Raw genomic sequence first — 24,843 nt, 5'->3', positions numbered from 1 at the left:
AATTCAAATAATGCAAACACATTTTTTTAAATTTCTCGCAATCACACTATTAATCACTACTGCTAGTTGTAAAAAAGAAACGGTAGCCTTTGATTATAAATATGCGGATAGTCCAAAACTACTTGCCTGCGATTTTCCTATGGGAGACTTATATAAAGAAGCTGTTTATTCATTTGAGCAAGACATTCTTGCCTTTTATGATAAAAAAGGAAAATCTAAACCCAAATCCTATTCTAGATTTATGGGAAGCGTTTTAAATGGGAAATTTAAAATTGAAGAGCTTGCTTCAAAACACAGTTTAAATATTGCTAAAGCGTTAAAAAAAGAAGCTAGCATATGGAATACTCAAAATAAAGAAACGACTCTTAATTACACATCTCCTCTTATGGAGTGTATTGCCGAAAACATAAAATCAAAAAGCTTTAAAACAACCTTTAACGCACTATTATCGACTAATAGTATGAGACCGTTATTAGTTTTAACACCTATGCGTTCACTCTCTAGACAAATGCAAAATGACGGAAGTTTAAAATCTTTTTTAGCTTTAGAATATTATTATTCTAAATTAATGAATATAGAAGCTACTGCATTAAAAGCACAAGCTCCAAATAAAGTAGATTTTAATAAAACGCCTAGTAAAATAACACCTACACAACCTGCGATAAAAAAGGATGAGCACGCAGATCACGATCATTAAAATGCACAGAAAAGACATTCAACATATTAGCTTAAAGTCTAAAGACAATAGTAGTGTTCCTCCAATAGCCCCTAAACACTTTAAAACTGCAGAGAATATAGATGTTAAATCTAAGTATTCTAAAAAAGATATTGCCAATCTTAAACATTTGGATTTCGTTGCAGGAATAGCACCAAACCTTCGTGGCCCTTACAGCACTATGTATGTGCGTAGGCCATGGACCATTCGCCAATATGCAGGCTTTAGTACTGCTGAAGACAGTAATGCCTTTTATAGACGTAATTTGGCTGCTGGGCAAAAAGGGCTCTCTGTTGCTTTCGATTTAGCAACACATAGAGGTTACGATAGTGATCACGAACGTGTTGTTGGAGACGTAGGAAAAGCTGGAGTAGCCATAGATAGCGTTGAAGATATGAAAATATTATTCGACCAGATACCCTTAGATAAAATGTCTGTTTCGATGACAATGAATGGCGCTGTTTTACCTATACTCGCATTTTATATTGTTGCCGCTGAAGAACAAGGGGTGAAACCAGAACGCCTTGCAGGAACCATTCAAAACGATATTTTAAAGGAGTTCATGGTTAGGAATACTTACATCTATCCGCCAACGCCTTCAATGAAAATTATTTCAGATATTTTTGAATATACCAGTAATAATATGCCTAAATTTAACAGCATTAGTATTTCTGGATATCATATGCAAGAAGCAGGAGCCACTTGCGATATTGAATTAGCTTATACTCTAGCTGATGGTTTGGAATACATTAGAAAAGGACTAGCCGCAGGCATGGACATAGACACCTTTGCCCCTCGCCTTTCTTTCTTTTGGGCCATAGGGATGAATCATTTTATGGAAATTGCTAAAATGCGTGCCGCTAGAATGCTATGGGCAAAATTAGTAAAACAGTTTAACCCTAAAAATGCTAAATCACTAGCCTTACGAACACATTGTCAAACCAGTGGTTGGAGCTTAACAGAACAAGACCCGTTTAACAATGTCGCCAGAACAACTATTGAAGCTGCTGCTGCTGCTTTTGGAGGTACGCAAAGCTTACATACAAATGCCCTAGACGAAGCCATAGCTTTACCAACAGATTTTTCAGCTAGAATCGCAAGAAATACTCAAATATTCTTACAAGAAGAAACCCATATAACCAAAACTGTAGATCCCTGGGCTGGTAGTTATTATGTCGAATCATTAACAAACGATATTGCAGACAAAGCATGGACTTTAATTGAAGAAGTAGAATCCCTTGGAGGAATGACAAAAGCGATAGAAGCTGGAATTCCAAAACTACGAATAGAAGAAGCTGCTGCAAGAAAACAAGCACGAATAGATTCAGGGCAAGATACCATTGTTGGCGTAAACAAATATGTATTAAAAGAGGAAGACCCTTTACATATTCTAGAAGTCGACAATCAGACTGTTAGAAACCAGCAAATACAGCGTTTAAACACCATAAAAGCACAACGAAACACACAGAAAGTAAAACAAGCTTTAGCTAATTTAACTCAAGCTAGTAAAACGAATAAAGGAAACTTACTATCTTTAGCTGTTGAAGCAGCTAGAGAACGAGCTACTTTAGGAGAAATAAGTGATGCTTTGGAAGCCGAATTTGGACGCTACAAAGCACAAATAAAATCATTTTCAGGCGTGTACAGTAAAGAGATAAAAGACGATAAAAGTTTTAAAAAAGCACAAGACCTTGCCAATACTTTTGCCGAGCAAGACGGACGTAGGCCTCGTATTATGATAGCGAAAATGGGGCAAGACGGGCATGACCGTGGGGCAAAAGTTGTCGCTACAGGTTATGCAGACGTTGGATTTGATGTAGATATTGGCCCCTTATTTCAAACCCCACAAGAAGCCGCAAAACAAGCAGTAGAAAACGATGTACATATTTTGGGCGTTTCATCTCTAGCCGCTGGGCATAAAACATTAGTCCCACAAGTTATAGATGCACTTAAAAACTATGGTAGAGAAGATATTATGGTTATTGTAGGGGGCGTGATCCCGAAACAAGATTATCAATATTTATTTGACGCAGGTGCTGTAGCCGTTTTTGGCCCAGGAACCAAAATTAGTGATGCTGCCATAAGTATATTAAAGATATTGATAGATGACGAATAAGCACTTTAAATATCTTTTTAAGTTTAACAAAATCCTATTAATGATTATAATTAGTAGGATTTTAAATTTAACCAAAAAATGACCAGTTCTAAAAGGTGTTTGCTAATAATTCTCCCTTAAAAACATCATTTTTCTGAAGCTATATTTTATAGTCTAAACACAACACAAACTAAGACCAAAATAAAATACCCAAAGTAATCTTGTTTTAATAATGTTACATACAGACTTTGATTCCTATGAAAAATAAACAATTTCACATGAGTTCTTCGACTCTTATAGACTATGACAATTGTTCTATTATCAAAATAAACAAATACAAGTTACAATATAGCAACAACTTAGAATACACCTGTTCGCAAAACACAACTTTATCATTACACCTGCTGGGTAATTTATTTGACTATATAACTCCAGAGGCCTCAAATCAAGATTTATTAGACAAATTGATACAACAGCAGACAAAAAATGATTTTTTTAAAACTCTAGACACATATTACGGTGAGTACATTATTATATATGCTACTCAAAAAGAACTTATTTTACTTAATGATTGTTGTGCTCAAAAAGAAGTATATTACACAGAGGATTATTCTGAATTTGGCTCTCAACTTCATGTCCTTTTAAACAAATGGGAACCTCTTAAAAATCATACTTATTATAATTCAACTCTTTTTAATCAAAAAAAAACATTCGTAGGTACAAGCACTTCTTACCCTAATATAAAACACCTTGCTCCTAATCATTATATTGATCTATTAAATAAAAAAATTGTTCGCTTTTTTCCAGTTACTAAAATTAAGCCTCAATCGATAGACAACATTGCAAAAAAAGCAGCACTTATGCTTAAGGGGTATATCAAAGCTATTTCACACAGACATTCAATAATATTACCAGTAACGGGCGGGTTTGATAGTCGCCTTCTATTTCTTGCTAGTTTAGATACGGAATGTAATTATTTTGTATCTCAGCACCACAATATGAATGCTGAACATTATGATATTAAGATAGCACAAAAAATAACCCGTTTATTTAATAAAGAACTTCTTGTTATAAAAGATTCTAAAGCCTCTAATATCTCATTAACTCATACTCAACATATAGACAATCCAAGAGCGACATCCTTTCCTAAAATAATTTCAGGAAAAGTTTTAATCAATGGAAATATAAGTGAAATTGCTAGAAACTATTTTAATTATATTACTCCTGTAACAGCAAAAAAATTAACCTTATTAAATGGTTATTCTAACAATGCTTTTGTTATTAATACATATCAAAAATGGCTATTCCAAAGTAAGCATCTATTAAAATACAACTACAACCTATTAGACTTATTTTATTGGGAAGAGAAAATGGGTAACTGGACAGCAAAAGCAAAAACAGAAGCCCATGCCATGAATTTAGAATTAATGTCCCCTTTTAATTCAAGAGCACTTTTAAACCTACTTCTTTCTTCAAAAAGACAAGACAGAGACAAATTTACAAGTAAACTATATAAAAAAATTATAGAGCATTTAGTCGACAATCACAAAGTCATTAATACCATCCCTACAAACCCTAACCTTGAAAGAGCTAGAGCTTTATTTTTAAAAAAAATAAGACTTTTTAAATTATTTGATGCCATAAGGTTACAGATGAGATTATTTAAAAGAAGACTAACAAAATAATTAAACAAAATTTTTATCCATTGTATTTTATAATAACGATAAACGACTATCAACGAAAAAACCAGACTTAATAATCATAACACCTAACAAAAACCTTAAGGCTTAGTCGTAAAAAGGTAAAGATGTTATAACTAAAAAGAAATCTCTTCAGAGTTAATAAGGTTAAACCGTAATTTTTCAACTTAAAATCAAAGACTTGTAGACATCAAATAAAGACTCTAGAATTCTCATCTCAACATACTATTTATTTAAGTTTTTCCATACTATAGAACACAAGGACAATCTGCTATTTTTAAGACCATTATAATACTAATAACAAAAAACAGGGTTTAGATTGCTTATTTAGTTTTATTAACTGTTTACAAATTCCGCTTTTATTAGTCATAAATAATTGTATTTTTACACTAATTAAAACCAAATCAATCAATGGGTAAAATCATAGCAATTGCCAATCAAAAAGGAGGTGTTGGTAAAACAACAACCTCAGTAAATCTTGCAGCCTCTTTAGGGGTTTTAGAGAAAAAGGTATTACTTATAGATGCAGATCCACAGGCAAATTCCACATCGGGCTTAGGTATAGATGTAGAATCTGTAGAAGTAGGCTCCTATCAATTGTTGGAACACACTGTTTCAGCAAGTGATGCTATATTAAAAACGACTACGCCTAATTTAGATCTCATTCCAGCACACATTGACCTTGTCGCTATTGAAATAGAGTTAGTCGATAAAGATCAGCGTGAGTATATGTTAAAAAAGGCTCTCGCAGAAATCAAAGACGTTTATGATTATATTCTTATTGATTGTGCGCCATCATTAGGTCTACTAACCTTAAATGCACTTACAACCTCTGATGCTGTGATTATTCCTATACAATGTGAGTATTTTGCTTTGGAAGGTCTAGGAAAGCTATTAAATACAATTAAAAGTGTACAAAAAGTTCATAACCCAGAATTAGATATAGAAGGCTTATTACTTACAATGTATGATGCACGTCTGCGCCTATCTAATCAAGTTGTAGAAGAAGTTCAAAAACACTTTAACGATATGGTATTCGATACAATTATACAACGTAATGTGCGTTTAAGTGAGGCCCCTAGTTATGGCGAAAGTATTATAAGCTATGATGCGGCTAGTAAAGGCGCAACCAATTATTTAAGTTTAGCTAAAGAAATTATAAATAAAAACACCTAAAAATGGCGAAGGCAACAAAGAAACAGGCTTTAGGTAGAGGATTATCTGCATTACTAAAAGATCCTAGTAACGATATACAATCTGTTCAAGATGAAAATGCCGATAAAGTTATCGGTAATATTGTAGAGTTAGAATTGGGTAGCATTGAAATGAATCCATTTCAACCACGGACTAATTTTAATGAAGAATCCTTACGCGAATTAGCAACATCTATAAAAGAATTAGGTGTTATTCAACCTATTACTGTTAGAAAACTAGGCTTTGACGATTATCAATTAGTTTCTGGGGAACGTCGTTTTAGAGCTTCAAAATTAATTGGCTTAGAAAGCATTCCTGCATACATTCGTATTGCAAACGATCAAGAGAGTCTAGAAATGGCTTTAGTTGAAAATATTCAACGCCAGGATTTAGACCCTATAGAAATTGCATTATCGTACCAACGCTTAATTGATGAAATTCAACTCACTCAGGAACAAATGAGTGAACGTGTTGGTAAAAAAAGATCGACCATCACAAATTATTTACGTCTATTAAAATTAGACCCTATCATTCAAACAGGAATGCGAGATGGTTTTCTATCTATGGGACATGGTCGAGCGATTATAAATATTGAAGATCAAGTCATACAATTAGAAATCTACGAAATAATTTTATCCAAGAAACTCTCGGTAAGAGAAACAGAAGCTTTAGTTAAGAATTATAATCAAACACAAGAAGTTAAAGTTCCAACTAAAAAAGTTAAGGAAGAATTACCTAAATATGTTAAAAAAGGAATTCCTGCATTCTCAGAATACTTTGGACATAAAATAGACGTTAAAACTTCAAACAACGGTAAAGGAAAGATAATCATTCCTTTTCACTCTGAAGAAGATTTTAATCGAATAACAAAATTAGTCCAAGGTGATTCTGAATAAATTCATCATAGCATTTTTCGTGTTTTCCGTTTTTAGTTTTTCTGCTTTAGCTCAAGAAAAAAAAGACGGAGAGACAGAGGTTTTAAAAATAGAAGATGCAACTGTTATCATAGATTCTACACAATTTAAAAAACGCATCGATCCGCTATCGCCATCTCGTGCCGCTTTTTATTCTGCAGTATTACCAGGGTTAGGGCAAGCCTATAATAAAAAATATTGGAAAATTCCCATTGTATGGGCTGCTATAGGCGGTGGTGTTTATGTTTATCTCAATAATAATAAAGATTATAAGAAAGTACGAAATGCTTATAAGAGGAGATTGGCTGGCTTTCAAGACGATGAATTTCAAGGCAGATTAACAGACGACGGGTTATTGGAATCTCAAAAAACATTACGTAGAAACAAAGAATTATCGCTTTTAATAACCATAGGTCTCTACGCTTTAAATATTGTCGATGCAAATGTTGATGCGCATTTACTGCAATACAATATAGATGATAACTTGTCGCTTAAACCACATTACATTATTAATGAACACGATAATAAAGGCAGAATAGGTTTAACAATGAATCTAAAACTTAATTAGATATAATAAGCTCGTATTACACTAAACAATACTTACGCCTAAAAAAGATAAATGGATCACTTATGAAAATAGCATTATTAGGTTACGGAAAAATGGGAAAAACTATTGAAAAAGTTGCCATAGATCGTGGCCATTCTATTATCATTAAAGCGGGTAGTAATAATGCTAATTATGATATCACTCAAGCAGATGTTGCTATAGATTTTAGCGTACCAAATGCTGCTTTTAATAACATTTCTAATTGTATTAATCAAAACACACCCGTTATTTCAGGAACCACAGGTTGGTTAAAAGATTATGATAAAATTGTTGCTTTATGTAAAGCACATAAAGGGGCGTTCATTTATGCATCAAACTTTAGTTTAGGAGTCAATGTTTTTTTTGAATTAAATAAAACATTAGCAAAAATGATGTCTACTTTAGAACAATACAATGTAAGTATTGAAGAAATACACCATACTCAAAAACTAGACGCGCCTAGTGGAACAGCTATTTCCTTAGCAGAAGATATTGCTAAAGTGCATTCTCATTACAATACATGGCAATTAAACGCAACTAAAGAGGATAGTATTCCTATTACTGCTAAACGCGTAGAGAATGTGCCAGGCACTCATGGTATAAACTACAAAAGTGAGGTCGACACCATAACAATTAAACATACAGCTCATAATCGTGAAGGGTTTGCCCTAGGAGCAATAATAGCTGCGGAATGGATTTTAGGAAAAACAGGGACTTTTACAATGAAAGATGTGTTAAATATTGGTTAACATAAAATAAAAGTGTAACATTTGCAGAGCTTAAAGCTCATATAGCAATTATATAAAAATACAGATTATGTCAGGAAGTCAATGGTTAATATTTTTCTTAGCAATACAAGTTATTCATGGATTAGCAACATGGAAACTATATATTAAAGCAGGAAGACAAGCTTGGGAAGCTTTTGCCCCAGTTTATAACGCTGTTATTTTAATGAAAATTATTAACAGACCATGGTGGTGGACCATCCTTTTGTTTCTTCCTATAGTGAATCTTATTCTATTCCCTGTTGTATGGATAGAAACGGCTAGAAGTTTTGGTAAAAACACAACACTTGACACTCTTTTTGCTGTAGCGTCACTAGGTTTTTATAATTTCTATATCAATTATATCGCAGAGGTAGATTATATAGAAAACAGAAGCTTACAACCCAAAACAGGCCTTGGAGATTGGGTTAGTTCTATAGCCTTTGCTATAGTTGCTGCAACAATTGTACATACTTACTTTATTCAACCATTTGTTATCCCATCTTCTTCTTTAGAAAAATCACTACTTATTGGAGACTTTTTATTTGTAAGCAAGTTTCATTATGGCGCACGATTTCCTATGACAACAGTGGCTTTACCAATGGTTCACGATTCTATACCACTAACGAAACAAAAATCCTACCTATTTAGTGACGATTTTAATAAACGTGAAACTTCATGGTTAAACAAGCTTCAATTACCTTACATGAGGCTTCCTGCCTTTGAGAGTATAGATAGAAATGAGATTGTTGTTTTCAATCAGCCAGCTGATACACTACTTAATATGGACGATTTTAGACCAGATCGTAACTATTACAAACCTATAGATAAAAAAACCAATCTTGTAAAACGCTGTGTTGGTGTTCCGGGTGATTCTTTAGAGATAAGAGACGGATTTGTTTATATAAATGGAAAAAAGAATGTACTCCCTGAACGTGCAAAACTTCAGTTTTTCTATACCATAAAAACAAACTCAAATCCAGAAGCTTTGTATAGAAAGTATGGTATTACTGAAAAACACAAAAGTCAAATTTTTTCTATTAAGAATGAATTCTGGGACAACCCCAAACTTCAACTTTATTTAAAAGAAAATGGCATTGTATTAGATGTAAAATCAAAAGATTCATTAAACACCTTAGTAACCGGAGGTATGACTCAAAAACTTTACGATCAATTGAAAGTAAAAATTGTTGGAGCTACTATAAATGCGAATATGACGGATGAACTTGCCGATTTAGTAAGAACAGATGCTAATGTGTCTGCCGTAACAAAAGTTAATTCTAAGACAGCAAATCCTAATTTATTCCCACAAGATCCTGCCTTTAAAAACTCTACAGACAATTATGGGCCTATTTTTATTCCAGGAAAAGGGAAAACCGTAAATTTAAACATCGACATTTTACCACTATACAAAAGAGCGATTACAGAATATGAAGGTAATACTTTAAACGTTAGAGGTAATCAAATCCTAATTAATGGTCAAATTGCTACAGATTACACTTTTAAACAAGATTATTACTGGATGATGGGAGATAATAGACAAAACTCTATAGATTCTAGATACTGGGGATTTGTGCCTTATAATCACGTTGTAGGAAAACCTGTTTTAATATGGATGAGTTGGAATACTAATGGAAAAGGCCTTAACAAAATACGTTGGGAACGCCTTTTTACAACTGTTAATGGTAGTGGACAACCTGTATCTTACTTCATTCCTTTTTTAGTAGTACTTGCAGGTTGGCTTGGATTTAATAAATGGCGTAAAAGAAAGAAAGCTTAAGATTTCTTAACTTAATCTAATGAATACACTCCTCCATCCTACCTATTTTCCAAACATTGCAACCTTTATCACAATGATAAAGGCTAAGGAAATTACTTTTGAAATGGAGGATAATTTTCAAAAACAGACTTACAGGAATAGAACCTATATATATGCTGCCAACGGCAAGCTAAAACTAAGTGTTCCCGTTGTTTATTCTCAAAAAAATAGACAAAAGTATAAAGAGGTAAAAATCGCTAATGATTATAAATGGCAAAGTTTGCATTGGAAATCATTAGAATCGGCCTATAGAACTTCTCCATTTTTTGAATTCTATGCCGATGACCTCCAACCATTATTTACCAAATCGTTTGAAAATATTCTAGATTTTAATTTAAAATCGTTTGAAGTTATATGCGACTGTCTTCAACTAGATTTAAAACTTAACAAAACCCAAGAATATATAAAATCTCCTGTAAATCTAACAGATTATAGATCCTTAGTAAAGGCTAAAAAAGAATCTGTTATGACCTTACAAGGTTATACTCAAGTTTTTTCAGACAAACACGGCTTTATTAGTAATTTAAGTATTTTAGATCTATTATTTAATGAAGGAACTAATGCTATATCATATTTAGAAGCCCAACAATTACCATAAGTGATACAATCTATATTCCATTATAGTATTCATTTTATACTACCATTAATCATTGCTTTGCGTTTTTATAAAACACAGTGGCAACAGGCTTATTTTATTATGTTATTAGGTATGCTAATAGACTTAGATCACTTATTAGCAACTCCCATTTTTGATAGTAACCGCTGTAGTATAGGTTTTCATCCTTTGCACTCGTATTATATGGCTTTTATTTACATATTATTATTATTCCCTAAAAAAACAAGACTTTTAGGTCTGGGGTTAACCATACACATAATTGCCGATACTGTAGATTGTGTGATGATGTCGTGGAGTCTTTAGTCTAGTATAAACTTAACCGAGACATTACGGGATAGTGGTCTGAATATTCGACATCGTAAGTTTTAAAACTATTTATTTTGAAGGCGGTATCACTTAAAATAAAATCAATACGCATAGGAAAAAATTTAAAATTGTAAGTTTTTCCGAAACCATTTCCTGCGGTTTCAAAGGTATCATTTAAATTTCCTTTAATCGTTTTATAAACATATGAAAAGGCGGTATTATTAAAATCCCCAGAGACTATTACCTTATGGTTACATAATGCTTTATGCTTTAAAAATAATTCCGCTTGTAGCTGTTGCATTTTAAAAGTCTTGCCTACTCCTTTAAATAATTTTTCAGAATTTTCAGTAGTTAAGTTTTCTGCTTTAGCATCAATTCTTAATGACTCTAAATGAATATTATAAACACGAATGGTATCTTTTCCTTTTACAATATCTGCATAAATAGCGTTATTTGAAGTATTAGGAAACGTTACCGAACCGGAATCTATAATTGGATATTTCGAAAAAATAGCTTGACCATATTTTATTTTATGCCCTGAAAGTTTTTCATACTTATACTTAAAAAAAGATAAATCTATATTTTTGTGAGGATGATATTCTTGTAATGCCAAAACATCTGGTGCCTCTGTTTTTATAAAATCAACAAGCTTAGTCTCTATATGCTCTTCAGGAATCCAATTGTATAAATTAAATAACCTAACATTGTAATTCATTACCGAAAAGTTATCATCATCGTTAACCATCTTAGATTCTGAAAACTTATATAAAGTTCCAAAAGACAGATACCCTAATGTTAAGACTAAAAGCGATAGTAATAATTGCTTTTTTATTTTAACTAACCAATACAATAAAAATATTGCATTTAGAATTATTAAAAAAGGAACGCCTAGTCCTAAAACAGAGAGTGCTGAAAAAGTTATGGGTGGCAAAAAAGGAAGGATATAAGATAGTAATAAAATAAAAGCTGCAACAGAGTTGAAGAAGAACACCACTTTATCGAAAAACTTCAATCCTTTCATATCATATCATCCAATGCAAGTATGGACTTCTTTTTTATTATACAATTATTTTCACTAATTATTTTCCTGCTTTAAACAAAAGTTCTTTTTCTTCTGCTGTAAGACTCTCATAACCACTCTTACTAATTTTATCTAGAATAACATCGATTTTCTTCTGGTTATTAAACTGATTAAATTCCCCTTTGGTAAATCCGCCGACCTTAGATTTATCCTTATAAACCGTTTTCATATTTGTTTTCTTAGAGAATGTAAACCAACTCACAATAGTATCTACAATACTTTCGAAACCACGACCAATATCATTTCCTTTTAATAATTGCTTTGCATATACATACCCGAGGAGTGCGCCTCCTAAATGGGCTAAATTACCACCTTGATTAACTCGACCAAAAACACCTATAATGTCTAAAGTGACAAAAAAAGCACCTAAATGCCATAGTTTTAAATTAAAAGTATAAATTCGAATCTCCTTATTTGGCATATAAGCACATAAAAAAATAAATAATGCACGTACTGCAGCAGATGCCCCTATTAAATACGCTGTATTTAAAAAAACACTGGGTAATAAATTATAGCCCATTTGAAAAGTAAATCCACCAACAATAGCGCCTAAAAAATAGATGTTCAAGGCCATTTTAGCTGAAAATAAGTTCAGAAAAATTCTACCAATAAAATACAACCATAGCATATTGAATAACAAATGGATAAAATCATAATGCAAAAAAGCATAACTAATTATTGTCCAAGGCTTTGATAAAAATGCATTGAATGCACTGGGAAGTTCAAACCAGCCCATAGATGTCCCAAGAAATGGTTTTAACAGCAATACGAGAACAAAAACGGCAAGATTTACCGCTATTATCTTTTCAAGAACATTAAGCCTTGCTAACTTATATTTTATATCTTCATTCAAACTCATTAATTCCAGCGATTTTTATTGAATTGTGTTTTTCTCCAATACCACATAATAAAAAAGCCCGTTAACGCGCCGCCTATATGTGCCATATAAGCTGTATTACTAGGACTAAAGAAAGACTGTCCAGAAACAGCAGAAATAAGATCTAAAACGATGATGCCTGGGATAAAATATTTTGCTTTTATAGGAATAGGAAGAAAAATTAACATTAATTCTGCATTAGGATTCATCATACCAAAAGCAACTAAAATTCCCATTATGGCTCCTGAAGCACCAACCATAGACGCATTAAAAACAGGATAAATAGATTGTAGTTGTTCTAATTGAATCTGAGTAATCGCTCCATTTGTTTTATTACTCTTCAATATTTCTATTATAGTTTCCGCAGATAAACCTGAAGCTTCTAAATCTGCAAAAGTTGGTATAAAATTATAATAATAAAACCCTAACTGAAACAATACTGCACCTAAACCAGCCGATATGTATAAAAATAAAAACTTTTTGTTTCCTAAATATTGTTCAACAGCAACTCCAAACATGAACAAGGCGAACATATTAAAAAACAAATGGCCAAAACCACCATGCATAAACATATGCGTAAAAATTTGCCATGGTTGAAAGGCTTCATTTTTAGGAAAATACAACGCGAACCATTCATAAAATAATGAGCCACCACCAACAGTAATTGTGCCTATAAACATTATAACATTTATTACTATTAAATGTTTTACTGTATCTGTTAATCTATTCATCATAATCTACACAAATTTTCTATCTAATTCATCAATCGTCATGGTTACAAAAGTTGTTTTATTTGTTGGAGAGACATTAGGTTCCTTACAAGCAAACAAGGTATTTACCAAGTGCTCTTGTTCTACTCTATCTAAACTTTGCCCTGTTTTAATAGCCAAACTTTTGGCCATAGATTTCGCTAATAAATCTGTCGCACTAAAATTACTATCTGGAACTTCATTTTCGACATCACTAATTAACTGTTCCAAAATAATAGAAACTTCACTTTCTGGGACACTTACTGGAACACCCGTTATTTCGACTAATTCATTGTTAATACTCTTAAAAACAAAACCCGTATGTTCCAAATCGGTTTTTAATTGATTTATAATTGCTATTTCTTGCGGCGAAAAGTGTAATTCTAGAGGAAATAACAATTGCTGGCTCATGGCCTCTTTAACAGTTATATGTTGTAAAAACTCTTCATAAAGCACACGTTGATGCGCTCTATTTTGATCTATTACTAGCATTCCAGATTTAATCTTACTAATAATATACTTATTATGTATTTGGTATGTCGTTTGCTTTTGCTCTACTTGATGTGTTTCATCAAAAATGGAAGTGTTACCCTGATCACTTTCAAATTGCACTTCGCTAAAATCGCGTTGTGTTTTAGTTCCTTTAGATTCTAAACCTACATATAAGCTTTCCCAGCTATTGCCTTGAGTTTTTTTATAAGTAGGTGTACTTACAGGAGTAGTATGCTGTGTTTGTTCTTCCTGAAAGGGATTAAAACTACTATCTACTTCAATTTTTGGCGCTTGCGTTTCTTTATAGCTGTAAGGTGTATCTAAATTAGCATCGCGATCAAAATCTAAAACTGGAGCAATATTAAATTGTCCTAAACTATGTTTTACTGCCGAGCGCAAAATAGCATACAAGGTATGTTCATCGTCAAACTTTATTTCCGTTTTAGTAGGGTGAATATTTATATCTATAGTTTGCGGGTCTACAGTTAGGTTTAAAAAATAACTAGCGTGAGTCCCGTCCTTCAATAACCCTTCAAAAGCAGAACTTATGGCATGGTTTAAATATGCGCTTTTAATATAGCGGTCATTAACAAAAAAGAACTGTTCTCCTCTTGTTTTTTTAGCAAATTCTGGTTTCCCAATAAATCCAGAAACGTTTAGTACTTCCGTATCTTCCTCTACTGGTACCAATTTTTCGTTTGTTTTTACTCCAAAAACATTAACAATACGTTGCCTATAATTACTCTTGGGTAGATTAAAAGATTCACTACCATTATGAAACATTATAAAACTAATATTAGGGTGTGCCAAAACTACACGATGAAACTCATCAATGATATGACGGGTTTCTACAGGATTCGATTTTAAAAAATTCCGCCGTGCAGGAATATTAAAAAACAAATTCTTTACAGCTAAAGACGTGCCTTTTGGCGTAACAACAACTTCTTGTGAAATAATAGTACTGCCTTCAATCTCTATTGCTGTACCTACATCATCTTGTTCTTGTTTCGTCTTAAGCTCTACATGTGCAATAGCAGCAATACTAGCTAAGGCCTCGCCTCTAAATCCTTTAGTATTTAATTGGAATAAATCTCCCGCAGAGCGTATTTTTGAAGTCGCATGACGTTCAAAACTCAAACGCGCATCTGTTACGCTCATCCCTTTACCGTTATCTATAACTTGAATAAGCGTTTTTCCTGCATCCTTAACTATAAGTTTTATTTGACTTGCTCCTGCATCTATAGCATTCTCTAATAATTCCTTTACAACCGAAGCGGGCCTCTGTACTACTTCTCCTGCTGCAATTTGATTAGCAACATGATCTGGTAATAATTGAATAATATCTGCCATTTACTGCTTCTTAAAAAAGATACTCAAATTGAAATCGAAAAACCATAAAATAAAAAATGCCAATATTAAACCTATAATTAAAATACGACGATTCACTTCTTTATCTGGAGAATTTACAAACTCATCCCAAGCCGAATTGAATTTCTGTTTTATATTTTTATTATCACCAACAGAGGTTCTGTAATCATCAAACTTGTGTTTTATTTCAAAAGGACTTCCTTCTGCACCTTTTTTATAATACCGCGGTGTATAACTAAATCGTTTATTCTTTCTAAGTTTCATAAAACCCATAGCTCTTCAATTTATCTTAATTTAGTTTCTAAATAATACATGAACGCAATTATCAAGGCCAAAACAATAAGTAATAATGGCAATGTAGATGCTTTTCGCTTTCGTTTTCCTTCAAAATATTTTGAGTTTGAAGAGTTTTTAAAACTTTCTTTTAGATTAGAAGTCTTTTTCTCTTCAGTGTAATATCGAGGGCTATAATTAAAACTTCGATTTTTTCGATTTTTGAACATAAATACTATGAAAAACGGTTGTTAACACTCAAAAATACTTAAAATCCCATAGATTTAAGAATTGGTAGTGCTAAAAATTGTTAACAAAATTAAAGTTCTGAAGTCGTGATGCTTTCTAATATCCTAATATATTAAAATAATACATTTAAAATTCCAATAGAAAATGTATTAAGAGTAATACAAATTAAGCGTTTTTTCTAAGGTTTGCCATTTTTATGGCTGCTACTGCTGCTTCGGTTCCCTTATTTCCATGCTTTCCCCCAGAACGATCAATTGCTTGTTGCAAGTTATTATCGGTTAGAACACAAAAAATAACAGGTGTATCGTGTGAGATATTTAAATCTTTAATCCCTTGAGATACCGCTTCGCAAACAAAATCGAAATGTTTTGTTTCGCCTTGAATAACGCTACCTATTGCTATAACTGCATCTACTTTTTGCTCTTGCATTCTTTTACTTCCATAGATAAGTTCATAACTCCCTGGAACATTCCAACGCTTAATATTTTCAGGATTTACATTATGTTCTATAAGCGTATTATATGCGCCATTATACAAACCTTCTGTAATATCGTCATTCCATTCTGAAACAACAATCCCAAACCGAAAGTCTTTCGCGTTTGGGATTGCTGCTTTATCATATACTGATAAATTGTTATTTTCTGTAGCCATAAGTTACGTTCCGAAAAAACGGAAGCTTTATTTATTTGTCATCGCTTGTGCTTCTCCTATAAACACCTCAACATTAGAAGCTTCGGTTGTATTTGGATAATTCTCTTTTATTGTATTAAAGAACCCTAGAGCTTCGCTTGCTAAACCTAATTCTAAAGCCGTGATCCCTGCTTTTTGCAAGTAAATAGGAGCCGTATAATCATTCGTTCGCATTTGCGCAGCTTTCTTATAATATTTCAAAGCATCTTCTTTTTGATCTAATTGCATAAAAGCATCTCCAATAAGCCCTTTTGCTTTAGCGGCATGCACCTCATCTTCAATAGAAAAAGCATCTAAATACGATACCGCATTCTTATAATCCTTAAGATTTAAATACGCTAATCCTACATAATAATTCGCTAAATTAGCAGCAGCGGTACCATTATAGTTATCAATAATATCTAACATTCCTAATTTACCATCACTTCCATTCAAAGCTAATGTATATAAAGAATCTGAAGCGACACCACTCACAGCTTCATTAAAGTGCTTTTGAGCATTATACATTTCGTTAATAGCTTCCTCTTCTGCCGGTTTAGTTACAAATTGATTATATCCCATATATCCTAAAACTAATGCAGCAACTACACCAATGATTATGAATATATATTTTTGGTTCTCTGCTACAAAATCCTCTGTCTTAGAAGCCGTTTCATCTAATGTATTAAATACCTCTGCAGTTGTTGAGTTTTCCTCAGTTTCTACTATTACTTCTTCTTTCGTTTTTGGTTTATAACCTCTTTTCTTGTAAGTTGCCATGAATTGTATATTTATGCATCGCAAAAATATAATTTTTATCCATATATAAAAGGTAATTTATTTGTTATTTTGCAAGTCCTATATACTTGTAATAAAACTTTAGGTTATTTTTTGTTGATTCTATATGATTTTAAAATCACTTTCTTTATTAAACTATAAAAACTTCGAGAGTAAATCTTTTACTTTTAATGATACTATAAACTGCTTTGTAGGAAATAATGGCGTAGGCAAAACAAATATTTTAGATGCCATTTATCACTTGTCCTTCGGAAAAGGCTATTTCAATCCTATTGCTTCTCAAAACATAAAGCATAACGAAGATTTTTTTGTCGTTAATGGTGATTATAAGAAAGCAGATAAAATTGAAAAGATAGTTGTTAGCTTAAAACGCGGTCAAAAAAAAATAATTAAACGCAATGGTAAAGCATATGAAAAATTTAGTGAACACATTGGCTTTTTACCTTTAGTAATTATTTCTCCGGCTGATCGTGATTTAATTAGTGAAGGAAGTGATATCCGCAGAAAGTTTATAGACAATGTAATTTCACAAAGTGATAAAACATATCTAGCAGATTTAATAAAATACAATAAAATTTTAGCACAACGTAATTCGCTGCTAAAGTTTTTTGCTCTAAATAATACATTTAACCAGGATACGCTAGAAATATACAACAACCAATTGACCGATTTTGGCACCCGTATATTCACAAAACGGAATGAATTTCTAAAAGCATTTGTTCCTATTTTTAAAGCGCGCTATAGTGCTATAAGTAACAATAATGAAGTGGTTGACATAGCGTATAAAAGTGATTTATCTAATATCGATTTAAACACCTTGCTTAAACAGAATATTAACAAAGATAAAGCCTTACAATATACTAGTGTTGGCATTCATAAAGACGATTTGCTTTTTAATAAAGAAGAGCATCCTATTAAAAAATTTGGTAGTCAAGGGCAACAAAAATCGTTTTTAGTCGCTTTAAAGCTGGCGCAATTTGATTTCATAAAGCAGCAAAGTGGGGTCAATCCCATTCTGCTATTAGACGATATTTTTGATAAATTAGATGAACAAAGAGTTACCCAAATTATAAAACTAGTAGATAATGAAAATTTCGGACAGTTATTTATTAGTGACACACATGCAGAACGAACAGAAAATACGGTAAAGCAAGTACATCAATCCTATGAAATTTTTAATTTATAATGAAACAGTTTATAGTTCTATTCCTGCTTTTTCTAAGCATTGCTAGTTGCACCAAAAACCCTAAAACATTTATACCACATATAAATGGCTACTGGGAAATCGAAAAAGTCACACGTGCTAACGGGCTAAAATGGGACTATACGGTAAACACAACTATAGATTACATTAATATAAATGATAGCCTTATAGGTTTTAGAAAAAAAATGAAACCCCTTTTTAATGGTACTTACCAAACGTCAAACGCGACTGAGTATATAACCTTAAAATTAGAAAATGACAGTTTAAACATTTATTATAAAACCCCTTTTTCGACATGGAAAGAAATGCTTTTATATGCTTCTGAGCAGGAATTAAAAGTCGTAAACCAAAATAACGATGTATATTTGTATAAAAGATTTATTCCTATAAACGTACAATAAAACAATGGCTAAACGTAACAACGATTTATTAAGCATTTCAGATGCTTTGAAAAGCTTTGTAGAAACTAATAAATTAGAAAAAGGTCTTGATAAAGTTAATGTTAGAGACGCATGGACAGCATTAATGGGGAATGGCATTAACAACTATACGAAAGCTATTGAGTTAAAAAATGAAACATTATATGTGCAATTAGACTCTAGTGTTTTAAGAGAAGAATTAAATTATGGTAAAGACAAAATAATACGTATGCTAAATGAAGAGCTTGGTAAAGAGCTTATTAAAAAACTAATCCTTCAATAACCTCTTTTATTAATTTTATTAATTTTTTCTTTTTTTTTGTTTAATTCTTTGTGAAAATAAAAAAATAAAAAAAGAAATTGTTAGAATATTATATTATATTTGGGTTCAATAAATTTAAATTTTTTTAAAATGGCTCAAGGTACAGTAAAATTTTTCAATGATTCTAAAGGTTTCGGTTTTATAACAGAAGAAGGATCAGACAAAGACCATTTCGTGCACATCTCTGGTTTAATTGACGAAGTTCGTGAAGGAGACGCAGTAGAATTCGACCTTCAAGAAGGAAGAAAAGGTATGAATGCAGTAAACGTAAAAGTAGTATAATTTATATATATTCTATTTAACTATTTACAAAAATAGCCTATCAAAATGTGATAGGCTTTTTTTATTTTCTTAATTATTTGATATAGAATCCCCTTTTGTTAAATATTGCGCTTATCTTTGCGGCAATTAAACAATTAATTTAAAATTTATTACAATGAACAAAGGCACAGTAAAATTCTTCAATGACACCAAAGGATTTGGTTTTATCACTGAAGAAGGTGTAGACAAAGACCATTTTGTACACATTTCGGGTTTAATCGACGAAATTCGTGAAGGCGATGAAGTTGAATTCGATTTACAAGAAGGTAAAAAAGGATTAAACGCAGTAAATGTAAAAGTAGTATAAGTATATATATTTCTATTAAACTTTTTTAAATTAAAGCCTATACTCAACATGTATAGGCTTTTTTTATATCCGATTAATTTCCTCTTCAAGCATATAAAACAAAAAAGGTAGCGATATAAAATCGCTACCTTTAACTCATTAATTCTATAGCGCTATTTTAAAGCACTATATCCTTATTAAGACAATCTTATTATTTTTTAATAAGTTTTACAATTCCCTTAGCATCCTTAGAAGTAACGGTCATAAAATACATACCAGAAGTCACGCCCGATAAATTTATTGTTTTATTTATATCCATATTAGATAAGTCTAAGGACTTAATCAAACGCCCATTAATATCATATATTTCTGCATTAATAAGCTCTACATTATTACGTCTTTCAATATTAAAAATACCATTAGAAGGGTTAGGATAAATTCTTATTAAGTTTTCTATATCCTCAAACTCAGAAACCGATAATGTATCCAAACAATTATAGATCATTATTTCATCTATATACCAACCTTCATTACCATTACATCCATCTGTTCCTAATTCAAATCTAAATTGAACTGTTGAATTTGCTCCAACACCAATAACAGATAAATCGATAACACTTGTACCCCAAGTACTTGTAAGTGAACCACCATCGGTTCCCGAAAAAACAGGTTCTCCTTCCATTGGATTGTCATTACCATCTCCAGCTAAACTATTCAATGCTGTATTATATGGATTCTCAGTAAAAGCTGCGGCAGGAATAACTTGCCAAGCACCACCATCTACACTCGCCTTTATATTAGCTCCATCCCATTGAAACTCCATTGCTACATAATGATTAAAAGCCATTTCAAAATTCCCATTAGAAAATGCTGGCATCGTAATCACTGGACTAATTAAACGTATGATCCCATTCTCCAAATCACTAGTACAATTTCCTATAATGGGATCTGCTCCAAAAATAGCGTTCCCTACTCTATTTACAGGTAAATCACTAGATATAGTCCAATCTCTAGGTTGCCATGTAGCGGCATTACTTGGTAGTTGCTCAAGTGACCAACCATCCATTCCTGTTTCCCAATCTTCAGAAAACACAGGATTACTTGTAGAAGCACCACACAAATCTGCAATTGGAGAAAGAATGGTTTCAAAACCGCAAGCATCGGGATTGGTTCTTAATTCTACAGCCAAAATAGCAGCTGTTACAGCTGTTAAATCACTGTTAGTAATCATTTCTCCTGATGGTCCTGTAGCTCCTTCTGAGGATAACCCTTCCAAATTTATCCCCACCAAGTCTGTTGCTGAAGCTTCTAAAGCATCTGCTAACGCAGAAAAATCACTTGTAGCTGTTAAATATTGACTTTGTGCTCTCCAAAAAATGTGAGCAGCTTTTGTAAAACCTAAAGCGTTTACAACTTGCCCGTTATAACTTCCTCCATCGACTAATAGGGCATAAGCATGATTTGGAACTCCAGAATTCGAATGTACCCCGCCAGAATCCACTGTAGAGCACCAATATTGCCCATCTGTAACCTTACCAGGATCACCCTTACAATTTGGATCCCACATATCTCTAAGTCCCTGACCTCCTGCGATAGAAGTAGCATCTTCTCCTACGATCCAACGGTTTGAACTATTACAGCTTGTTCGCAATGAGTTGTCCTCATCTGCATCCTCATAACCATTTAGTAAATCGATTGTTTCTCCCCAAATATCGGAGTAAGATTCGTTAATAGCTCCAGATTGCCATTGATAAATTAATCCACTTGTATATTCTGTGTATGCGTGTCCCCATTCATGAGCGATAACATCGTCTGCAGCTGTTCCATTGCAATAATTTGCTGTAGCACCATTCCATGTTGCGTTAGGGCAAGCAATATTAGGATTGTTATTTATCGTTCTCATTGCTGCATCTGCATTATCATAAGAGACATAACCAAAAGCATTATTAAAAAAATTATACACGTGACCTGAAGCAACGACTTCATTTTGTTGCCATATAGTTAAAGCTCCAGGAAAAGGATCTCCTTCTGTCCAAACCGTATTTCCTGTATTACCTTCATATATAATACGATCTAAAGCATGCGCCATTCCCGTAAACTGCTCCACTATGGTTCCATTGTGAGCATTAACAAACACATATTCTCTAACATCATTATTGTTTCGCACTTCCACTTCATATACTAAGTAATTAGTACTTATGTATCCTTGAGCCAAACCTTTAGGGAACACATACAATGTACTTTTGTTCACGAATAATGGAGCTCCAGAGTTGTTTAGATTTTGATTTCCTATGGTTTGAACCGCTATTGCATTAGCCTCAGCACCACTTAAGGTAGGCGTTACATTAATTTTAATATTTGGAATGTAATTACCATTAACAGAGGTTAACTCATTTTGAAGATTAAAATGAAACCTTAATTTACCATCATATACAGGAACTCCATTGTGTTTTTGAGCTACTGATAGCGATTTTAAACCGTAATTATCTGTTACTTCTTTTTTAAATTCAAATTGACTTGTTGTTGCGTTAATTTGATATATCTCTTTATTTGCATTTAAAAAATGTATTGCTTTCTCATAAAGAGAGCTTCCTTGTACTTTTAAAGCACTATTTAATGGAAACCGAATAAATTCTGCTGTCCCGTAATTATTATTTACGGTTACCTTAGCATGTGTTTTATCCTGAAATTGAGAAATTGATTTTTGTACTTTCTGTGCAAACAAGAATGAACTTGATAACAAGGCACAAAAGAGTAAACGATTGTATTTTTTCATCATAATAAAAGTTAAAGTTATACTAAGGTAGGCGTTTATTCTTCATAAAAAAAGCCTGAATTTGTTAAAATTCAGGCTTTTTATTATAAAAACTATTTTCTTAAAACATTTCTCTTCCAGAAAAGTGAAAAGCGCCTTCAATAGCAGCATTCTCATCACTATCACTACCATGCACTGCATTTTCACCAATAGAAGCTGCATACAGCTTACGTATAGTTCCTTCAGCTGCATCTGCTGGATTTGTAGCTCCTATTAAAGTTCTAAAATCTTCCACTGCATTTTCTTTTTCTAAAATCGCAGCAACAATAGGACCACGTGTCATATACTCTACTAATTCTCCAAAGAAAGGTCTTTCTTTATGAACTGCGTAAAAAGTTTCAGCATCAGATGTTGTCATCTGTGTTAATTTCATTGCTACAATTCTAAATCCTGAAGCATTTATTTTTTCTAATATTGCGCCTATGTTTCCTTTTTCAACTGCATCAGGCTTAAGCATTGTAAATGTTCTATTTGTTGCCATCTTTTTTATTTTATTCTAAATATTAATGTTACTCTATTAAATACTAGTCTAGTTAAACTAAAATAAAACAGATCATTAACTCATTAACAGACCTGTTTTACAAAGTTTGCGCAAAAGTAATGCTTTTCTTTAAATTACTCATATAATCCATTATTAAAAAATTGTATCTTCGTCGCCTATGAATACACAAGATATTGTAGAGCTTAAAAAATTGCTTTCTACACAAAAAAAAATTGTAATAATCCCTCATAAAAATCCTGATGGTGATGCCATTGGCTCAACATTAGGGTTATTACATTACCTTTTAAAATTGAACCATAACGCTGTAATTATAGCTCCAAATGATTTTCCAGATTTTTTGAAATGGATTCCAAAACAAGATTCTATTTTAAAATTTGAAACGAAACAAGAAGAAAGCGAGGCCCTAATTAATGATGCAGACATCATGTTTACTTTAGACTTTAATGCCTTTCATAGAACTGGAAATATGGAAACAGTCTTAAAAAATAGTAACGCTATAAAAATCATGATAGATCATCACCAACAACCAGATGATTATCCAGATTATATGTTTAGTGATATTACGATGAGCTCCACCTGTGAAATGGTATATCATTTTTTAGACAAACTGGATGCTTTAGATTACATTGATAAAGATTTAGCCACTTGCTTGTATATTGGCATAATGACTGATACAGGTTCGTTTAGATACAGATCAACCACCAGTACTACTCATAGAATTATTGCTGAACTAATAGACAAAGGTGCCAATAACACACAAATACATAATAATGTATATGACACTAATAGTTACAATCGTTTACAATTATTAGGTCGTGCATTAAGCAATTTAAAGGTTATTCCTGAATCCAGAACAGCATACATTACCTTATCTCAAAATGAATTGCAACAATTCGATTATAAAAAAGGCGATACAGAAGGTTTTGTTAATTATGCACTATCACTAAATAATATCGTTTTAGCGGCCATTTTTATTGAAGACAAACAAAATAAAATCATAAAAATATCGTTGCGTTCCAAAAGCGATTTCTCTGTAAATGAATTATCAAGATCTCATTTTGAAGGCGGGGGACATACCAACGCTGCTGGAGGAAAAAGTGAAACGTCTTTAGAAACAACCGTAGAAAAATTTATTAGTATATTACCACAATATAATGAAGCTTTAAAAAATGTATAGATTAGTATTACTCTGCCTTTTATCTCTTTTTGCTGTTGGTTGTCAAACTCCAGAAGCACGAAAGCCTATAACCGTAAAATCGGGCGCTTTTATTAATGAGTCTATAGCACGTAATAAAAAATTGCATGAAAAAGAAAAACAATATATTAGTGAGATTATAAGTAAATCTACAGATAATAAATACATTGCCTCAGAAAATGGTTTTTGGTATACTTTCATCACGAAAATAGATTCTGACAGTTTAAGAACCCCACGTTTTGGCGATATTATAAATTTTAATTTTAATATTACTGACTTAAACGGAAATACCATCTATACCAAAGAAGAATTAAAAACGCGTAACTACGCGATGGACAAAGAAGAATTATTTACAGGTTTAAGAGAAGGGTTGAAACTTATGAAAGCTGGAGAAACAGCAACCTTTATTTTCCCGTCTCAAAAAGCCTATGGTTATTATGGAGATGAACATAAAATAGGGACAAACATTCCTATTATAAGTACAGTAACTGTAAACGCCATCACCCAAAAATAA

The 24,843-nt window shown here is 32.3% G+C and carries 27 protein-coding genes; 18 read left to right on the top strand and 9 right to left on the bottom strand.

The window, feature by feature from the left end:
• The first annotated feature begins 10 nt into the window (after positions 1–10).
• The 10 genes from AC2D8I_RS05410 (at position 11) to AC2D8I_RS05365 (ending at position 10,706) form a co-directional block, all read left to right on the top strand.
• Positions 11–697 carry a hypothetical protein gene (locus AC2D8I_RS05410; RefSeq protein ID WP_484704972.1) on the top strand — a complete coding sequence of 229 codons (687 nt, stop codon included), beginning with the start codon at positions 11–13 and terminating at the stop codon, positions 695–697.
• 1 nt (position 698) lies between these two features.
• Positions 699–2,831 (top strand): methylmalonyl-CoA mutase, encoded by a 2,133-nt coding sequence (scpA, locus tag AC2D8I_RS05405; RefSeq protein ID WP_484705084.1) that lies wholly within the window; start codon positions 699–701, stop codon positions 2,829–2,831.
• Positions 2,832–3,067: 236 nt separating this feature from the next.
• Positions 3,068–4,495 carry a hypothetical protein gene (locus tag AC2D8I_RS05400; RefSeq protein ID WP_484704971.1) on the top strand — a complete coding sequence of 476 codons (1,428 nt, stop codon included), beginning with the start codon at positions 3,068–3,070 and terminating at the stop codon, positions 4,493–4,495.
• Between the two features lie 426 nt (positions 4,496–4,921).
• Positions 4,922–5,686 carry a ParA family protein gene (locus tag AC2D8I_RS05395; protein ID WP_484704970.1) on the top strand — a complete coding sequence of 255 codons (765 nt, stop codon included), beginning with the start codon at positions 4,922–4,924 and terminating at the stop codon, positions 5,684–5,686.
• 2 nt (positions 5,687–5,688) lie between these two features.
• On the top strand, positions 5,689–6,600 hold the full coding sequence (locus AC2D8I_RS05390; RefSeq protein ID WP_484704969.1) for a ParB/RepB/Spo0J family partition protein: 912 nt from the start codon (positions 5,689–5,691) through the stop codon (positions 6,598–6,600).
• A complete protein-coding gene (locus AC2D8I_RS05385) occupies positions 6,590–7,186 on the top strand; it encodes a DUF5683 domain-containing protein (protein ID WP_484705083.1) in 597 nt (198 codons plus the stop codon). Before AC2D8I_RS05390 ends, AC2D8I_RS05385 begins: the two co-directional genes overlap by 11 nt.
• A 62-nt stretch (positions 7,187–7,248) precedes the next feature.
• On the top strand, positions 7,249–7,953 hold the full coding sequence (gene dapB / locus AC2D8I_RS05380; RefSeq protein WP_484704968.1) for a 4-hydroxy-tetrahydrodipicolinate reductase: 705 nt from the start codon (positions 7,249–7,251) through the stop codon (positions 7,951–7,953).
• 67 nt (positions 7,954–8,020) lie between these two features.
• On the top strand, positions 8,021–9,748 hold the full coding sequence (gene lepB / locus AC2D8I_RS05375; RefSeq protein ID WP_484704967.1) for a signal peptidase I: 1,728 nt from the start codon (positions 8,021–8,023) through the stop codon (positions 9,746–9,748).
• Positions 9,749–9,767: 19 nt separating this feature from the next.
• A complete protein-coding gene (locus tag AC2D8I_RS05370) occupies positions 9,768–10,385 on the top strand; it encodes a WbqC family protein (protein WP_484704966.1) in 618 nt (205 codons plus the stop codon).
• Positions 10,386–10,706 (top strand): DUF6122 family protein, encoded by a 321-nt coding sequence (locus AC2D8I_RS05365; RefSeq protein ID WP_484704965.1) that lies wholly within the window; start codon positions 10,386–10,388, stop codon positions 10,704–10,706.
• Position 10,707: 1 nt separating this feature from the next.
• Here the strand turns inward: AC2D8I_RS05365 and AC2D8I_RS05360 are convergent, their stop codons facing one another.
• From AC2D8I_RS05360 to AC2D8I_RS05340, 5 genes are read right to left on the bottom strand one after another with little or no spacing between them, the layout of a single operon-like run.
• On the bottom strand, positions 10,708–11,730 hold the full coding sequence (locus tag AC2D8I_RS05360; protein WP_484704964.1) for an endonuclease/exonuclease/phosphatase family protein: 1,023 nt from the start codon (positions 11,728–11,730) through the stop codon (positions 10,708–10,710).
• Between the two features lie 58 nt (positions 11,731–11,788).
• Positions 11,789–12,649, bottom strand: coding sequence for a rhomboid family intramembrane serine protease (locus AC2D8I_RS05355; RefSeq protein WP_484704963.1), 861 nt, complete (start codon positions 12,647–12,649; stop codon positions 11,789–11,791).
• Positions 12,649–13,398 carry a rhomboid family intramembrane serine protease gene (locus tag AC2D8I_RS05350; protein WP_484705082.1) on the bottom strand — a complete coding sequence of 250 codons (750 nt, stop codon included), beginning with the start codon at positions 13,396–13,398 and terminating at the stop codon, positions 12,649–12,651. The genes AC2D8I_RS05355 and AC2D8I_RS05350 overlap by 1 nt, the downstream gene beginning before the upstream one ends.
• Before the next feature lie 6 nt (positions 13,399–13,404).
• On the bottom strand, positions 13,405–15,258 hold the full coding sequence (mutL, locus tag AC2D8I_RS05345; protein WP_484704962.1) for a DNA mismatch repair endonuclease MutL: 1,854 nt from the start codon (positions 15,256–15,258) through the stop codon (positions 13,405–13,407).
• On the bottom strand, positions 15,259–15,540 hold the full coding sequence (locus AC2D8I_RS05340) for a riboflavin synthase subunit beta (protein ID WP_484704961.1): 282 nt from the start codon (positions 15,538–15,540) through the stop codon (positions 15,259–15,261).
• A gap of 48 nt (positions 15,541–15,588) precedes the next feature.
• Between AC2D8I_RS05340 and AC2D8I_RS05335 the strand changes: the two genes are divergently transcribed.
• Entirely contained in the window at positions 15,589–15,732 is a 144-nt protein-coding gene (locus AC2D8I_RS05335; RefSeq protein WP_484704960.1) for a hypothetical protein, read from the top strand.
• 231 nt (positions 15,733–15,963) lie between these two features.
• Here the strand turns inward: AC2D8I_RS05335 and ribH are convergent, their stop codons facing one another.
• Both ribH and AC2D8I_RS05325 read right to left on the bottom strand, forming a co-directional pair.
• Entirely contained in the window at positions 15,964–16,449 is a 486-nt protein-coding gene (ribH, locus tag AC2D8I_RS05330) for a 6,7-dimethyl-8-ribityllumazine synthase (RefSeq protein ID WP_484704959.1), read from the bottom strand.
• Between the two features lie 27 nt (positions 16,450–16,476).
• Positions 16,477–17,247 (bottom strand): tetratricopeptide repeat protein, encoded by a 771-nt coding sequence (locus tag AC2D8I_RS05325; RefSeq protein WP_484704958.1) that lies wholly within the window; start codon positions 17,245–17,247, stop codon positions 16,477–16,479.
• 124 nt (positions 17,248–17,371) lie between these two features.
• Here AC2D8I_RS05325 and recF point away from each other — a divergent pair, with 124 nt between their 5' ends.
• From recF to AC2D8I_RS05300, 5 genes are all read left to right on the top strand, one after another.
• Positions 17,372–18,451: a DNA replication/repair protein RecF gene (gene recF / locus AC2D8I_RS05320; protein ID WP_484704957.1), complete on the top strand. Its 1,080-nt coding sequence runs from the start codon at positions 17,372–17,374 to the stop codon at positions 18,449–18,451.
• Positions 18,451–18,870 carry a hypothetical protein gene (locus tag AC2D8I_RS05315; RefSeq protein WP_484704956.1) on the top strand — a complete coding sequence of 140 codons (420 nt, stop codon included), beginning with the start codon at positions 18,451–18,453 and terminating at the stop codon, positions 18,868–18,870. The genes recF and AC2D8I_RS05315 overlap by 1 nt, the downstream gene beginning before the upstream one ends.
• A 4-nt stretch (positions 18,871–18,874) precedes the next feature.
• Positions 18,875–19,171 (top strand): DciA family protein, encoded by a 297-nt coding sequence (locus AC2D8I_RS05310; RefSeq protein WP_484704955.1) that lies wholly within the window; start codon positions 18,875–18,877, stop codon positions 19,169–19,171.
• 129 nt (positions 19,172–19,300) lie between these two features.
• Entirely contained in the window at positions 19,301–19,492 is a 192-nt protein-coding gene (locus AC2D8I_RS05305) for a cold-shock protein (protein WP_452222424.1), read from the top strand.
• A gap of 154 nt (positions 19,493–19,646) precedes the next feature.
• The gene (locus AC2D8I_RS05300) at positions 19,647–19,838 is read left to right on the top strand and encodes a cold-shock protein (protein ID WP_484704954.1); all 192 of its coding nucleotides are present in this window, start codon (positions 19,647–19,649) and stop codon (positions 19,836–19,838) included.
• Between the two features lie 190 nt (positions 19,839–20,028).
• On the opposite strand, the gene AC2D8I_RS05295 is transcribed toward AC2D8I_RS05300, so the two are convergent.
• A complete protein-coding gene (locus AC2D8I_RS05295; protein ID WP_484704953.1) occupies positions 20,029–22,596 on the bottom strand; it encodes a M4 family metallopeptidase in 2,568 nt (855 codons plus the stop codon).
• A gap of 97 nt (positions 22,597–22,693) precedes the next feature.
• A complete protein-coding gene (locus tag AC2D8I_RS05290; RefSeq protein WP_484704952.1) occupies positions 22,694–23,113 on the bottom strand; it encodes a nucleoside-diphosphate kinase in 420 nt (139 codons plus the stop codon).
• 178 nt (positions 23,114–23,291) lie between these two features.
• Here AC2D8I_RS05290 and AC2D8I_RS05285 point away from each other — a divergent pair, with 178 nt between their 5' ends.
• Together AC2D8I_RS05285 and gldI are read left to right on the top strand one after the other, a co-directional pair.
• Positions 23,292–24,311 (top strand): DHH family phosphoesterase, encoded by a 1,020-nt coding sequence (locus AC2D8I_RS05285; RefSeq protein ID WP_484704951.1) that lies wholly within the window; start codon positions 23,292–23,294, stop codon positions 24,309–24,311.
• Positions 24,304–24,843 (top strand): gliding motility-associated peptidyl-prolyl isomerase GldI, encoded by a 540-nt coding sequence (gldI, locus tag AC2D8I_RS05280; protein WP_484704950.1) that lies wholly within the window; start codon positions 24,304–24,306, stop codon positions 24,841–24,843. The genes AC2D8I_RS05285 and gldI overlap by 8 nt, the downstream gene beginning before the upstream one ends.

The organism is Lacinutrix sp. YIN62 (assembly GCF_057219185.1).
This window is presented reverse-complemented; position numbering and strand designations above follow the sequence as displayed.

What these genes read in the sequence shown, in the direction of transcription:
- AC2D8I_RS05410 (WP_484704972.1), top strand. Translation starts at nt 11, where the DNA reads ATGCAAACACATTTTTTTAAATTTCTCGCAATCACACTATTAATCACT.
- scpA (WP_484705084.1), top strand. Translation starts at nt 699, where the DNA reads ATGCACAGAAAAGACATTCAACATATTAGCTTAAAGTCTAAAGACAAT.
- AC2D8I_RS05400 (WP_484704971.1), top strand. Translation starts at nt 3,068, where the DNA reads ATGAAAAATAAACAATTTCACATGAGTTCTTCGACTCTTATAGACTAT.
- AC2D8I_RS05395 (WP_484704970.1), top strand. Translation starts at nt 4,922, where the DNA reads ATGGGTAAAATCATAGCAATTGCCAATCAAAAAGGAGGTGTTGGTAAA.
- AC2D8I_RS05390 (WP_484704969.1), top strand. Translation starts at nt 5,689, where the DNA reads ATGGCGAAGGCAACAAAGAAACAGGCTTTAGGTAGAGGATTATCTGCA.
- dapB (WP_484704968.1), top strand. Translation starts at nt 7,249, where the DNA reads ATGAAAATAGCATTATTAGGTTACGGAAAAATGGGAAAAACTATTGAA.
- lepB (WP_484704967.1), top strand. Translation starts at nt 8,021, where the DNA reads ATGTCAGGAAGTCAATGGTTAATATTTTTCTTAGCAATACAAGTTATT.
- AC2D8I_RS05370 (WP_484704966.1), top strand. Translation starts at nt 9,768, where the DNA reads ATGAATACACTCCTCCATCCTACCTATTTTCCAAACATTGCAACCTTT.
- AC2D8I_RS05360 (WP_484704964.1), bottom strand. Translation starts at nt 11,730, where the DNA reads ATGAAAGGATTGAAGTTTTTCGATAAAGTGGTGTTCTTCTTCAACTCT.
- AC2D8I_RS05355 (WP_484704963.1), bottom strand. Translation starts at nt 12,649, where the DNA reads ATGAGTTTGAATGAAGATATAAAATATAAGTTAGCAAGGCTTAATGTT.
- AC2D8I_RS05350 (WP_484705082.1), bottom strand. Translation starts at nt 13,398, where the DNA reads ATGAATAGATTAACAGATACAGTAAAACATTTAATAGTAATAAATGTT.
- mutL (WP_484704962.1), bottom strand. Translation starts at nt 15,258, where the DNA reads ATGGCAGATATTATTCAATTATTACCAGATCATGTTGCTAATCAAATT.
- AC2D8I_RS05340 (WP_484704961.1), bottom strand. Translation starts at nt 15,540, where the DNA reads ATGAAACTTAGAAAGAATAAACGATTTAGTTATACACCGCGGTATTAT.
- AC2D8I_RS05335 (WP_484704960.1), top strand. Translation starts at nt 15,589, where the DNA reads ATGAACGCAATTATCAAGGCCAAAACAATAAGTAATAATGGCAATGTA.
- ribH (WP_484704959.1), bottom strand. Translation starts at nt 16,449, where the DNA reads ATGGCTACAGAAAATAACAATTTATCAGTATATGATAAAGCAGCAATC.
- AC2D8I_RS05325 (WP_484704958.1), bottom strand. Translation starts at nt 17,247, where the DNA reads ATGGCAACTTACAAGAAAAGAGGTTATAAACCAAAAACGAAAGAAGAA.
- recF (WP_484704957.1), top strand. Translation starts at nt 17,372, where the DNA reads ATGATTTTAAAATCACTTTCTTTATTAAACTATAAAAACTTCGAGAGT.
- AC2D8I_RS05315 (WP_484704956.1), top strand. Translation starts at nt 18,451, where the DNA reads ATGAAACAGTTTATAGTTCTATTCCTGCTTTTTCTAAGCATTGCTAGT.
- AC2D8I_RS05310 (WP_484704955.1), top strand. Translation starts at nt 18,875, where the DNA reads ATGGCTAAACGTAACAACGATTTATTAAGCATTTCAGATGCTTTGAAA.
- AC2D8I_RS05305 (WP_452222424.1), top strand. Translation starts at nt 19,301, where the DNA reads ATGGCTCAAGGTACAGTAAAATTTTTCAATGATTCTAAAGGTTTCGGT.
- AC2D8I_RS05300 (WP_484704954.1), top strand. Translation starts at nt 19,647, where the DNA reads ATGAACAAAGGCACAGTAAAATTCTTCAATGACACCAAAGGATTTGGT.
- AC2D8I_RS05295 (WP_484704953.1), bottom strand. Translation starts at nt 22,596, where the DNA reads ATGATGAAAAAATACAATCGTTTACTCTTTTGTGCCTTGTTATCAAGT.
- AC2D8I_RS05290 (WP_484704952.1), bottom strand. Translation starts at nt 23,113, where the DNA reads ATGGCAACAAATAGAACATTTACAATGCTTAAGCCTGATGCAGTTGAA.
- AC2D8I_RS05285 (WP_484704951.1), top strand. Translation starts at nt 23,292, where the DNA reads ATGAATACACAAGATATTGTAGAGCTTAAAAAATTGCTTTCTACACAA.
- gldI (WP_484704950.1), top strand. Translation starts at nt 24,304, where the DNA reads ATGTATAGATTAGTATTACTCTGCCTTTTATCTCTTTTTGCTGTTGGT.